Raw genomic sequence first — 13,399 nt, 5'->3', positions numbered from 1 at the left:
TTAAAAATTATAATTTAATCTGGCAAAATAGCTTCTGCCGTAGAATAGATTCTGTTGATTTGCTGCTCCGTTATGAGAATTTCCAGCCTGTACTGTATTTCTGATACTGGTTACATCAAAAATATTTTTGATCCCTAAACTCACTTCGAAATGATTTTTGAAAAAAGGCTGACTTAGTGTAAAATTCAGCATATTAAAATCACCGATTTCTCCTAAAACATATTGTCCCGGATCCTGAGGATCTTGAGCATTAGTCTGTAATGTATATTTTCTCTGTTCGCCTGTGTATTTGTAGTAAAGCGCAAATAAAGTTTTGGTATTTGGCAGAGTATAATTTGCAGCTAAATTGGCTTCAGCATAGTAATTAAAATCGTCAGGAGAAGAAATATTTCCTGAATTCAGAGACTGCGAAATTCCCATCACCGAAACTCCTGCATTGAACGATAAATCTCCTTTTCTTACATTAAAACCTCCTCCGAATAATAAAGATTTATAATTGTCAACATTCAAATAAGTGATTTGTAAAGGGCTGTTATTGATCACAACATCTTCGATTCTGTCTTGTACATCAAGATACATTGCCGATGCACTGAAATTTAACTTCCAGTCGCTTGACAAAGTGGTGGCATAATCCCAAAATACACTCGCTGAATATCCTTTTTCCGGCTTAAGATTTTCATTTCCTCTGATATCGTGGTTATTATCTACAACATAAGTATACAATTCATCATAAGTCGGGAATCTGTTTGCTGTCCCGAAAACTGTACGAATATCTGATTTTTCTGAAGTTTTGAATCTAAAAGTTGTAGAATAATTATACTGAGAATCAAATTTGTCACTCAAAGCCAATCTTACTCCGGGACGTACCGAAAACCAGTCAACAACATTCCATTCTGCCGAAAGGAAGTTTGCATAGTTGAAGATTGACCTCTCAATGCTTCTTCCATTATTATTGCTTTCAAAAGTTGTTGCATCGGCAAAACCTTTTGTTCTGTCTAATTCGTAACCAAGCTGAAAATTGATTTTTTCACTGTTTAAAAAGTTGCTGAACATTCCTCTTGAATATAGGACATCCGATTTAAAGAAAGTAATTTCAGAGTCTCTGGATAGTTCTTTTCTGTTTGGCACATCATAAAGATAATCCTGAGATTTTCTTTCCTGAGTCTGATAAGAAAAATCACCGTTGTAATTGATTCTTCCTAATTTAGTCTGAATATTAAACTGATGAATCCATCTCTCTGTATTGTAGTCGATATCATTTGAAGTGTAGGTTCTGTTTCCGCCACCCAAATAATCTTCCACAACCAAAGGATTGTAATAGTTTATTTTTTCCGTAAGGTAATTTAATTTATAAAAGAAGCTTGTGTGACCTTTTCCGTATCTGATGGTTCCATTGGTGGTCAACATATCTTTTGGCTGCCATTCGTAACCGCGATTTCCATCGTTGTTTTCGCTGAAATATTTGTACCCGTTCAAAATACCTTTATATCCCTGAAAATCATTGTGATTAATATCTGCTGTTACAGACCAGTTATCATTAATTTTATATCCGATATTTAAAGACTGAATGTGACGCCCATTTCCCTTTTTGAACCAGTCGTAATCTTTACCTACAGTTTCTTCCTGTAACGAAGCAATTGCTGTAAACTTCTTTCCGTAATTTTTTTTAGTAATAATATTGATCACTCCAGCTACGGCATTATTACCGTATTCAACACCCATTGATCCTTTTACCACTTCAATTCTTTCAATGTTATTGACATTGATTTTGGTGAGATCTACCAGATTCCCCATCCCTTCATCACTCACAACGGGAATATTATCAATCAGGATTTTGGTGTATTCACCACTCAATCCCATGATACTTGCATTTGAATTTCCAGAACCTCTGCTTGGTTCTATCAAGATGTTAAGATTTTGATTAAGAACTTCTGCAACGTTGGTTACCGCCATATTCTTTATCTGCTGTGCATCAATTACTTCAACCTTATAGATGGATTTATTGATTGACTGCTGCATAAATTGCCCAGTGATAACCACCTCTTCTATTTTTTTCTGGTTAAGAGAATCTTTTTCCTGCGCATTGATCCAAAAAATGGCTGATAATAACACGATGGAAAGCACTTTCTTCTTCATAAACTCAAAATTTTCGACAAATATAGTGCTTTATTTAGAACAATTAAAAATAATTAGAATTTTGTCATATGATTTTTTTCAAGGATATAATGTTGATGCAATCTACCTGATGGTAATTTGCTGAAATTTTTATTTCTACAGAAAGTTTAATAAATAATAAAAAGAAATAAAAATCATTATTTTATTTAGAACAATTAAAAACAAATGTTTAATTTTGCGTCATAATTAAATAATAGAAAAATGAAATTAAAATTACTTTTTGCAGCTTTTACTTTTGCAGCAACAGTAGCAAATGCTCAGTTGGCATCAATCAACGAAAATTTTAATAGTTTCACTGAAGGAAATGCAACTTTTCCTCAGAGCGGATGGTCAGCTATTGTTGCTCCCAATCCTTTACCTTATCCACCTGCACCTTTGATGATTGTGACAACAGGAACTGATAAAGCTGTACAATCTTATGCAGGTAACAATGGAACGACAGCATCGCATTTGATAACTCCACAAATTGTTGCACCGACAGGAGATAAAACTTTAAGCTTTACAGCAGGTTTGGTCGCTTCTTCTCCGGGAACTTCAACTATTCAAATCGGTATGGCATCAAACCCAGCTGATATGACAACTTTTACACCGGTAGGAACAGCATTTTCTATTTCAAGCACAACGGCACAAACTTACACAGTAAGCATTCCCGCTTCTGCATCTACTTATATTGTTTTTAAGATTACACCATCTGCAAACCATACAGCAACATTGATTGATAATGTAGTATACGACACTCCGCCATTGGCAACTATTAATGAAAGCTTCAATTCTTTCACAGCAGGTTCATCGGCAATTCCGCAAAATGGATGGAGCAAAGTAATAGCTACTGCTCCTCACAACGTATATATAGCGGCGAATAACGGGAGTAATGCAATTCAGTTTTATTCAGCCAATACAGCCGGTACAACTTCGTACCTTGTTTCTCCAAAAATTGTAGCTCCCAACGGTAGCAAGAAAGTTAGATACACAATAGGCGTATCTGCAGCTTCTAACGGAAATGCTACTCTTGAAGTTGGTTTAGTTTCAAACCCTACAGACATGACGACTTTTACCTCTTTAGGAAGTGCAACTACGATAGCTTTAGGCTCTGCAGCACAAACTCTTACTTTTGATGTTCCGGCATCTGCCTCTCAATATATTGCATGGAAATTTGTAGGAGCAGCAAATCATTCTGCGGTTTATGTAGATGATGTTATTTATGATGTACTTTCTGTTTTATCAACTTCTGATGTTACAAAATCTAAAGACCTTATTAAATTTGCTGTAAACACAGAAAATACTGCTCTTCAATTCGTAGGTAAAGTACAACCTAAGAATGTAGAAATTTATTCTGCTGCAGGACAAAAAGTTGCTTCAGGAAAAGTTGACAACAGTCTTTTTGATATTTCTGCACTTCAGACAGGAGTTTATTATATTCTTATTGAAACTACAGAAGGTAAAGCTGTGAAATCTAAAATTATCAAGAAATAATTTAATTATTTAAAATAATTCAAAAGCTGACTGCAAATTGTAGTCAGCTTTTTTATTTTATAAAAATCTATTAATCAATATATTATTAATTAAATTTAATATAAAAACAACAGAAATAAGACAAATGTCATGTTTTTATTTAGACTTATTAAAAATAAATACTTAGTTTTGTAGAATAATTCTAAATAAGAAATCTATTATGAAGACAAAACTACTTTTAGCTTCTTTATTTGCTTTAACAGTTCAACAGACTGTTTTGTCACAAACTGATGCAAACGGATACACTTCTGTAAATTTAACGACAGGAGCAAATTATCAAAATCGTGTATTCTTTGATTTTAGCACAAATACTATTGTTTCACAACCTGCAAATACCTGGGATGTTGCGTTCTATAGAAATTCATCAATGAGTTTCGGAACAAGAATCAATGATGCTCAAAATATAGAAGTTTATGAAGCTTCAAATGTAGCAGCAAATTGGGACAATATCAACATTTCAAATATAGCTTCCTGGGGCGCACCGCTTTATAATCCGGATGTGACAACGACACTTCAGGACGGTGCTTTCGAACAGGGATCTGCACCTTACGGATGGGGATCTTACAATCCCGGAAATCATCATATTGAAGGAAATGTCATTTTTGTTTTAAAATATTTATCTACGGGAGAATACATTAAATTCATGATTCAGGATTATTTTGGAGGATATACGTTCAAATATTCTAAATGGAATGCTACATCTTCTACTTGGGATGCAACCCAAACTAAAACCGTAGCTAACGGAACAGATGATGCATTTTTTAATTATTTCTCTTTTACAACGGGTGATAAAGTTGCCAATCTTGAACCGCCAAAAGCAGACTGGGATCTTATGTTTACAAGATATTGGTCTTTTTATGCCAATATTATGATGTACAGATTATCAGGAGTTATCCAGAGTCCAAACGTAACAATCGCAAAAGTACAGCCTGAAACTCAGGATACTTCAGCCGCAACTTTACCTGCAACAACAGCATTTTCAGGTAATATTACAACAATAGGACACACCTGGAAACCAACAACAGGAGTTCACAGCGATGCAGTTTATTATGTGAAGCAGGGAAGTACTTATTACAGAATGTATTTCACACAAAATGGTGGGGCTACGACGGGTAATATGTATTTTAAGTATAAAAACATTACTTCAGTTTTGGATGTAACTGAGGTGAGTAAAAAAGCATCTTTCGGGATCTATCCAAACCCTACGACTGCAGACAAAAGAGTTACTGTATTATTTGATGTAAAAGAAAAATCAACTAACAAAGGAAATGTAGAAGTATATGACCTTACCGGAAAAAAAGTTTATAATGCCGAATTGACCAATCAAGCAGGTTTCTATAAACAAGACTTAAACTTATCTCACCTTCCATCCGGAAACTATATTGTGAAAATCACTTTCGGCGGACAGACAGAAACTAAAAAATTAATCGTAAAATAAGCGATGTGAATAGTGAATCAGCATTCTGCTGTCAATGATAATTCTAAATTAGCGATTGTCTGCTATTCACAATTAAAATTAATACTTTCTATTTTTTCTATAAAAGGCAGTTTCAAAAATGATGAAACTGCCTTTGCATTTTTTGAAGCTATTGAAGTAAATTAATAAACCTTAAATCCTTTATAAACCTGGATGCTGCTTGTCATAATTTTTGAGGCATCTCTTCTGAAATTCAACAAATGATCTGTTCCGTTGTGATGATTGTGGTGTTCTACACTTTCCCAAAGTTCCGTCAGGAAAAAAGTTCCCTTCTGCTCATTATCTTCTATCAAATCATACTGAAGACAGCCCTCTTCTTTTCTTGTTTCTCTCACCAATGTCTGGAAAAGTTCTACCGCTTCCATCAGATAACTTTCGTTAAATTTGAAAAGCGCTACAATGTGTAAATTCATGCTTTATTTTTAGGGTGTAAATGTAAATAATTTCGCTGCTTGTTTTAAGTTTAATTCCTAAATTTCTTTAATAAGCATGAAGTTTTTATTAAAATACAGATTTGTAAATTGTTATAGAACTCATGACAATCACTAATATTCCGATCACAATAAACATTTTTTTCACGGGCAGTTTTGCTGTTAGCATTGCTGAAAACGGCGCAGTAATGATTCCACCGATTAAAAGTCCTAAAATAATGTTCCAGTGCTGAATTCCTAATGTAAAAATAAAGGTAATTGCTGCCGTAATCGTGAGAATAAATTTGGCAACTGTAGAACTTCCAACCGCAAACCGGGGTGTGAAACTATTCTTAATCAAAGTTCCGGTAACTAAAGGTCCCCATCCTCCACCGGCAAAAGAATCGATGAAACCACCGATCAATCCTAATCTTGTTAAGTTTGTTTTCTTTTTTAAAGACTTATTCTGTTTTGGCTTAAAAGCATTTGATAAGATCTGAAAGCCAAGATACAAAGTATAAAAAGCGATAACTGTTTTGGTGATTTTAGAATAGTATTCACCGACATAAGTCAGGCATAAAGCACCAACAATTGCTCCGATAATTGCAGGAATCGCAAGCTTTTTCACCAGACTTTTACTTACATTTTTCAGTTTGATATGACTGATGCTTCCTGCAGCTGTGGTAAAACTTTCTGCCGAGTGAATACTCGCACTCACAATATGTGGCGGAATATTAAGGAACAAAAGTGTTGTGGTACAAATGACACCATATCCCATTCCCATTGATCCGGCAACGATTTCTGCCAAAAAACCGACCAACATCATCCAGTAGAAAATATGATTGTCTTTAGCTAAAATTAATTGAAGCTCATCAAGATATCCTAATTCATACATCGAAAAGACCACAACAAATAATATTGCAATAGTGACTAAAAATATATTTAATCTTATCTGAACTTTCCTTGTAAGTTCCATATTATAAAATCATTACAGCACCCACTGTAGAATTGCTTGTTTCGTCAATCAAAATGGCATTTCCGGTTGATTTACTGTTTTCAAAACTGTCAAAAACCAATGGTGAAGCAGTTTTCAAACGAACTTTCACCACTTCATTCAACTTTATGCTTTCTGTAGTGGGCGTTTTTTCTAAAGTATTCACATCAATTTTATATTCAATTTCTTTGATAATTGCTTTCAGAGTTTTGCTTTTATGCTGAATAAAATATTTATTTCCTTCCATCAGTTCTTTTTTATCAAGCCAGCAAACAACAGCTTCAAACTCATTTTCAACTTTGGGATGACTGTCTGTTTTAACTATAAAATCACCGCGACTGATGTCAATATCATCTTCAGTATGCAAAACAGCGGGTTGATTGGTAAAGACAAAATCAACTTCTTTTCCGCCAGTTTCAATTTTTGAAATTTTACTTTGAATATTTTGTGGAAGAATAGTAATCTCGTCCCCTTTTTTATAAATTCCCGAAATTACTTCTCCGGCATAACCTCTGTAATCATGCAGTTCAGCGGTTTGTGGACGAATCACGTACTGAACCTGAAATCTCGGATGATCAACATCTTTATTTTCAGCAATTTCCACAGTTTCCAGGAAATCTAAAAGTGCAGGACCATCGTACCAATCGGTTTTAGAAGATTTATCCACAATATTATCTCCATGAAAGGCAGAAATCGGGAAATAACTGACGTTTTCCAGACCTAATTTCTGCGCTACCAATTCATATTGAGCTTTAATGTCTTTATAAATTTCTTCGGAATAATCAACCAAATCCATTTTATTAATAGCAACCACAACATTTTTCATCTTCAACAATGAAGCGATGATTGAATGTCTTCTGGTCTGTTCGATCACACCCTGTCTTGCATCAATCAGAATCACAATCAGTTGTGAATTTGAAGCTCCCGTAATCATATTTCTGGTGTATTGAATATGTCCCGGAGCATCTGCAATGATAAATTTCCTTTTTGGTGTCGAAAAATACCGATATGCGACATCAATGGTAATTCCCTGCTCTCTTTCCGCTCTCAATCCGTCGGTAAGAATTGCAAGGTCAACACCATTTTCGTTTTTGTTTTTTGATTGTTTTTCTAAAGCTTCAAGCTGATCAATCAGTATATTTTTACTGTCATAAAGAAGCCTTCCGATCAGGGTACTTTTCCCGTCGTCTACACTTCCCGCAGTGATAAATCTTAGTATGTCCACATTTTTTTTATTAATAATGAGTAATTGGTAATGAGTAATTTTTTCAAACCGCTCATTTCTTTTATAATTTTATTTTAAGCTATGAGTAAAATATGCAGTAAGTTTTGCATTACTTATTACCAATTACTCATTACTTATATTAAAAGTATCCTCCTTTTTTCCGGTCTTCCATCGCCGCTTCCGTCACTTTATCATCAATTCTGGTTTCTCCTCTTTCGGAAATTTTTGAGGCCGTGATTTCAGTGACAACCTCATCCAAAGTTTCAGCTGCACTTTCAACTGCGGCAGTACAAGTCATGTCTCCAACTGTTCTGTAACGCACTTTTTTAGTCACAATTTCATCATTTTCATCAATCTGAATAAAATCTGAAACCGCAATTAACTGTCCGTCATATTCAATCACATCACGATCATGAGCAAAATAAATGGATGGCAACTGAATATTCTCTTTTTTGATATAATTCCAGACATCAAGCTCCGTCCAGTTCGAAATCGGGAACACTCTTACATTTTCACCTTTATTAATTCTTCCGTTGTAGATATTCCACAATTCCGGACGCTGTAATTTCGGATCCCATTGTCCGAACTCGTCACGCACGGAGAAAAAACGTTCTTTCGCTCTCGCTTTTTCTTCATCTCTTCTCGCACCTCCGATACAGGCATCAAACTGAAATTCTTCAATTGTATCTAATAAAGTATGGGTCTGCAGCCAGTTTCTTGAAGCGAATTTTCCTTTGGGTTCGGTTAAATTTTTAGCTTTAATGGTATCTTCAACTTTTCTTACAATCAGTTCTGCACCGATACTTTCAGCATAATAATCTCTGAACTGCAATGCTTCCGGGAAATTGTGTCCCGTATCGATATGCACCAAAGGAAACGGAATTTTCATCGGAGCAAAAGCCTTTTTAGCCAAATGTACCAATGTGATCGAATCTTTTCCGCCACTGAATAGCAAAGCCGGTTTCTCAAACTGCGCTGCAATTTCGCGCATAATATAAATACTTTCGGCTTCCAGCTGTTCCAGATAGTCTAGTTTATATGTACTCATTTTTATTTCTGAAAAATTTGAATTAATGTGTATGCAGACCGCATTCTTTTTGTGAACTTTCCCACCACCAACGTCCGGCTCTAGGATTTTCGCCTTCTTCGATCGCTCTTGTGCAAGGTTGACAGCCAACGCTGATGAATCCTTTTTTGTGTAAGATCAGTTCCTGAACTTTATTTTGTTCAAGATAATTGAGAACTTCCTGATAAGACCAATTGATTAAAGGATTGTACTTAAAAAGCTTTCGGTCTTCGTCCCACTCTATGATCGGCATATTTTCACGATTTTCCGATTGCTCAGAGCGAAGTCCTGTGATCCAAACTTTTGCGCCTTCCAGAGCTCGGTTCAGAGGTTTTACTTTTCTGATAAAGCAGCATTCTTTTCTGTTTTCTATGGAATGATAAAAAGCGTTGATCCCTTTTTCATTTACATATTTTTCAACATCAGCAACTTCGGGAAAATAAACTTCTGTTTTGATTTTATATCGGGAATTGTTCTGTGAAAGTAAATCGTAATGCTCATAAAAAAGTCTTCCGGTATCTAAAGTGAAAACCTTTATAGGCAACTGATTCTTAAAAATCATATCGGTAATCACCTGATCTTCCTGACCAAGCGATGTGGAAAATACAACTCCTTCCGGGAATTTTTGTGAAATAAATTTCAGTCCGTCAAGTGGTGAAAGATGTTTTACTATCTCTGCATCTTCTTTTGAAATCATAGTTTATTCATTTGAAGTAATGCAAATATCAGATAAAATAATTATCCTACCAAATAAGTAGACTTATAAAGTCGAAATTTAGAATTTATTTAATCGATTAAGTCGAGAAGTGTTTTTTCTTCCAAAATCTTTAAAGAAGCATCTCTCACCTCGATCAGAACATCATGCAGACTACAATGATCTTCGTTACAGTCTGCACATTTTTCATAGAAATTGAGACTTACACAGGGAAGCAATGCAATCGGACCGTTTACGAGACGAATAATCTTAGCAAGTTTTACGTTTTCAGGATTTTCTTTAAAAAAATATCCGCCGCCTTTTCCTTTTTTACTGTCGAGAATGTCTGCTTTTTTTAGTTCCAATAAAATATTTTCAAGGAATTTTAACGGAATTTTTTTGTGCTCCGCGATTTCAGAAATAAGAACAGGACCTCCATTTCTTTTTTCTACAAGATATGAAAGTGCCTTAAACGCATATTGAGATTTCTTTGACAGCATTACAGCAAAAGTAAGAAAATTGTTTTAATTGTATAAAATTGAGTTTTAGAAGGTGGGAAGTTCGGGTCAGAAGTCATTTCTATTGTAAAACTTCGGTCTTCGGTCTCCAAACTTCTCACCAAATTTCCTAAATTTGTTTATATGTTCAGTAAACAGGAAGCACAGCAGTTAAAAAAAGAATTTTGGACGGCTTTTGGAAAGTCATTTCCGAGAAAATGGATTTTGTACGACACAAAAGTCAAAGATTTTTCGTTCAAATTCAATGCTGATAATAAAAAAGCAGAAGTTTCTTTGGATATAGAAATGAAAGATGAAGTATATCGGAATGCTTACTATGAAAAGATCTGGTCATTAGAAGATATTTTAAAAGATTTCATCGGCGATTTCCACAAAGAAGAATTTTATACTTTGGAAAACGGAAAAGTCATCAGCAGAATCTGGGTAGAAAAACACAATGTTTCTATCTTCAATAAAAATTCATGGCAGCAAATTTTCGAGTTTTTTGTGGAGAGAATGGATGGCTTTGAAAGGTTTTATTACGAATATGAGGATTTTATAAAAGATGTTTAAAAATGAAAATCAGATATTGTTGGAGATGTAGAATGGATGTTCCTATGCTGGATTCTGAAGAAGGAGAAATTGCTTCGAAATTATTATCTGAAGGATTTCAGGAAGCAAAAAAGTTGAGGAAACCTCCACATTTTAGCAAATTACTTAGTTATTACAAAGATGTAACAGGTTTTGAAGAGACAAATCCTAATGCAATTATGCATCATTTCATTGATATGTATGGTCCTGATTGTGAAAATTGTGGAAAACCTTATCGAACAAAAACCGCAACTTTTTGTTCAAAATGTGGTAATAAAAGAAAATTGTAGTTCATCACTTTTTACCAAATGACAAATCCTAAAAAATATAGTTTCCTTACCTTTCCCTCATGAAAGAACTTTTCGATTTTATCCTAAGATTTGGAAGCCTCAATCAACAGCAGATCGACTTTATCACAAGTAAAGCACATGAAATTAATCTTCAAAATGACGATTATTTTTCAGAAGCAGGGAAAATTGCAAGGCGGGTCGGCTTTGTTGTAGAAGGAATTATGCGGGTTTGCTATTATGACAATAAAGGCGACGAAATTACCAAATATTTCATCGAAGAAAATAATCTGGTCGTAGATCTTGAAAGTTTTGATAACGAAATTCCTTCCAGCTCATACGTTCAGGCGGTAACAGATTGTAAAATGATTGTTTTTCAGAGGAAAGACTGGCTTGAAATTTTACAGACTATTGTTGGATTTGATGCGATTACCCATAAAATTATTTCACGGGCATTGATGCAAAAAGTGGAAAGAAGAAGTCCGCTTGTTTCTGAAGATGCAACAACAAGATATTTAAAGTTTCTTGAAATCTATCCTACCGCAGTTAATCGTATTCCACTTTCATATGTTGCTTCCTATTTAGGAGTTACACAATCTTCATTAAGCAGAATCAGGAAAAATATTAAATTAGATTAAAGATATTAGATATCAGATTTTAGACTTTACTTATTTGAAACTTTAATTGATTTGCATATTAATTTATAAAAACCAATAATATACATTCTGTTTATTAATTTCAAAAACTTCCAACTTTCTATAATCAAACTTCCGACTCATCATCGCTTTTTGTCATTTGGCAAATGTTATCTTATTAAATTGGCGGAATTTTACACCATCAATTAAAATAAAAAAAATGACAACAGCATTAATAACAGGAGCCAACAGAAGCATTGGTCTGGAAACCGCAAAACAACTTTCACAAAAAGGATTATTCGTTTATTTGGGAAGCCGTGATCTTGCAAAAGGGGAAGCAATCGTAAAAGAATTAAACGAAAAAGGATTTCAAAATATCAAAGCGATTGAAATCGATGTTACCAATCCGGAATCAATCTCGGTAGCGAAAACTATCGTAGAAAACGAACAGGGAAAACTGAATATCCTCATCAACAACGCGGGAATTCTTGGGGTAAATCCTCAAACTGCAGCAGAAACTTCTGTTGATGATATCAAGGAAGTTTTTGAAACCAATTTCTTCGGAGTGATCAATGTTACTCAGGCTTTTTTAGAGTTGCTTAAAAAATCTGACAGCCCGAGAATCAGCAATATTACTTCAGGATTAGGTTCATTAACTTTGCACAGCGATCCAACATGGAAATATTATCAGGTTAAAAATGCAGCTTACGGTCCTTCAAAATCAGCTTTGAATGCTTACACGATTGTTTTGGCGTATGAACTAAAAGATTTACCTTTCAAAGTAAATGCAATTGATCCCGGTTATACAGCCACAGACTTTAATCATCACAGCGGTCCGGGTTCTGTGGAAAGTGCAGCTTCGTTTATCATTAAACATACTTTGACAGACGAAAACGCACCAACCGGACAATTTTACAGCAACGATATCGAAGACGAAACAGGAATCAGTCCTTGGTAGAAAAAAATTTAAGATTATATTTAAAGAGAGACTTTCGGGTTTCTCTTTTTTGTTTTCAGTAATATCATTAGATTTGATTTCATTTTTCAGAATCAAATATGACTAACGACATTTATTACAAAAACATCAAACCAGACGAGTCGATTTCAGACTTTGTGGAAAGTTTTTGGGTGTTGCATAATCATTCGGAAAATGACAAAGAAACGATAGGCTTACCTGACGGACGCATTGATTTATTTCTTATACAATCAGACGATGAACCTTTCAGGATTGTACTTCTTGGTTTGGGCACTCAACATAATGAAGAAGGTATAGTTCCTGCTAAAAGTCTGAGATTTGCAATCAGTTTTAAGCTGCTTGCAGTGGAATATATTTTTCATGAGACCATTTCCGATATTGTAGATAAAGGGAAAATATTACCTGATGATTTCTGGGATTTTAAACCTGAAGATCTTCATAATTTTGAAGATTTTTGCGAAAAGGCATCAGAGAAAATAAAATCTCTTCTTATCAAAGAAATTGATCACCGCAAAAAGCAGCTGTTTGATCTTATTTACTATAATCACGGTTCTATTTCAGTAAACGAACTTTCTGAAAAAGTGGGTTGGAGCAGCCGGCAAATCAACCGGTATTTTAATCAGCAATTTGGGATTTCATTAAAATCATTTTGCAGTATCCTCCGTTTTAGAGCTTCACTGGAACATATTGCAAAGGGGAAACTCTTTCCTGAACTTAATTTTGCAGACCAAACCCATTTCATCAAAGAAATAAAAAAATTTTCAGGAACAGTGCCCAAAGAATTATTTAAAAATAAAAACGACCGATTTATACTATTATCATCTTTCAGGACAGAATAAATTTGCATCATTCAAAACAAT

14 protein-coding genes are annotated in these 13,399 nt (G+C 34.5%); 7 read left to right on the top strand and 7 right to left on the bottom strand.

Translation table 11 applies throughout. The features are described from left to right. Complete coding sequence (locus AC4FQ5_RS01375) at positions 1-2,136, bottom strand: TonB-dependent receptor plug domain-containing protein (protein WP_491140708.1); 2,136 nt, start codon at positions 2,134-2,136, stop codon at positions 1-3. A gap of 240 nt (positions 2,137-2,376) precedes the next feature. Here AC4FQ5_RS01375 and AC4FQ5_RS01370 point away from each other — a divergent pair, with 240 nt between their 5' ends. Together AC4FQ5_RS01370 and AC4FQ5_RS01365 are read left to right on the top strand one after the other, a co-directional pair. Beyond that, positions 2,377-3,648, top strand: coding sequence for a T9SS type A sorting domain-containing protein (locus AC4FQ5_RS01370; RefSeq protein ID WP_491140707.1), 1,272 nt, complete (start codon positions 2,377-2,379; stop codon positions 3,646-3,648). Between the two features lie 199 nt (positions 3,649-3,847). Next, positions 3,848-5,125 (top strand): T9SS type A sorting domain-containing protein, encoded by a 1,278-nt coding sequence (locus AC4FQ5_RS01365; RefSeq protein WP_491140706.1) that lies wholly within the window; start codon positions 3,848-3,850, stop codon positions 5,123-5,125. 161 nt (positions 5,126-5,286) lie between these two features. Here the strand turns inward: AC4FQ5_RS01365 and AC4FQ5_RS01360 are convergent, their stop codons facing one another. From AC4FQ5_RS01360 to AC4FQ5_RS01335, 6 genes are all read right to left on the bottom strand, one after another. Further along, on the bottom strand, positions 5,287-5,577 hold the full coding sequence (locus AC4FQ5_RS01360; protein ID WP_491140705.1) for a putative quinol monooxygenase: 291 nt from the start codon (positions 5,575-5,577) through the stop codon (positions 5,287-5,289). Positions 5,578-5,665: 88 nt separating this feature from the next. Next, a complete protein-coding gene (locus AC4FQ5_RS01355; protein WP_491140704.1) occupies positions 5,666-6,550 on the bottom strand; it encodes a sulfite exporter TauE/SafE family protein in 885 nt (294 codons plus the stop codon). Position 6,551: 1 nt separating this feature from the next. Continuing rightward, a complete protein-coding gene (locus AC4FQ5_RS01350; RefSeq protein WP_491140703.1) occupies positions 6,552-7,793 on the bottom strand; it encodes a sulfate adenylyltransferase subunit 1 in 1,242 nt (413 codons plus the stop codon). A 139-nt stretch (positions 7,794-7,932) separates the two neighbouring features. After that, positions 7,933-8,841 (bottom strand): sulfate adenylyltransferase subunit CysD, encoded by a 909-nt coding sequence (gene cysD / locus AC4FQ5_RS01345; RefSeq protein ID WP_491140702.1) that lies wholly within the window; start codon positions 8,839-8,841, stop codon positions 7,933-7,935. Positions 8,842-8,863: 22 nt separating this feature from the next. Continuing rightward, positions 8,864-9,556: a phosphoadenylyl-sulfate reductase gene (locus AC4FQ5_RS01340; RefSeq protein ID WP_491140701.1), complete on the bottom strand. Its 693-nt coding sequence runs from the start codon at positions 9,554-9,556 to the stop codon at positions 8,864-8,866. Positions 9,557-9,645: 89 nt separating this feature from the next. Continuing rightward, positions 9,646-10,053, bottom strand: a complete 408-nt coding sequence (locus AC4FQ5_RS01335; protein ID WP_491140700.1) for an RrF2 family transcriptional regulator — start codon at positions 10,051-10,053, stop codon at positions 9,646-9,648. Between the two features lie 141 nt (positions 10,054-10,194). Between AC4FQ5_RS01335 and AC4FQ5_RS01330 the strand changes: the two genes are divergently transcribed. From AC4FQ5_RS01330 to AC4FQ5_RS01310, 5 genes are all read left to right on the top strand, one after another. Next, a complete protein-coding gene (locus tag AC4FQ5_RS01330) occupies positions 10,195-10,623 on the top strand; it encodes a DUF4268 domain-containing protein (RefSeq protein ID WP_491140699.1) in 429 nt (142 codons plus the stop codon). Positions 10,624-10,625: 2 nt separating this feature from the next. Beyond that, positions 10,626-10,931 carry a hypothetical protein gene (locus AC4FQ5_RS01325; RefSeq protein WP_491140698.1) on the top strand — a complete coding sequence of 102 codons (306 nt, stop codon included), beginning with the start codon at positions 10,626-10,628 and terminating at the stop codon, positions 10,929-10,931. Positions 10,932-10,990: 59 nt separating this feature from the next. Further along, positions 10,991-11,566 (top strand): Crp/Fnr family transcriptional regulator, encoded by a 576-nt coding sequence (locus AC4FQ5_RS01320; RefSeq protein WP_491140697.1) that lies wholly within the window; start codon positions 10,991-10,993, stop codon positions 11,564-11,566. Between the two features lie 217 nt (positions 11,567-11,783). After that, positions 11,784-12,521, top strand: a complete 738-nt coding sequence (locus AC4FQ5_RS01315; protein ID WP_491140696.1) for an SDR family oxidoreductase — start codon at positions 11,784-11,786, stop codon at positions 12,519-12,521. A 98-nt stretch (positions 12,522-12,619) separates the two neighbouring features. Further along, the gene (locus tag AC4FQ5_RS01310; protein WP_491140695.1) at positions 12,620-13,378 is read left to right on the top strand and encodes a helix-turn-helix domain-containing protein; all 759 of its coding nucleotides are present in this window, start codon (positions 12,620-12,622) and stop codon (positions 13,376-13,378) included. Positions 13,379-13,399: the final 21 nt, after the last annotated feature.

Source organism: Chryseobacterium sp. DT-167, assembly GCF_058310155.1.
This window is presented reverse-complemented; position numbering and strand designations above follow the sequence as displayed.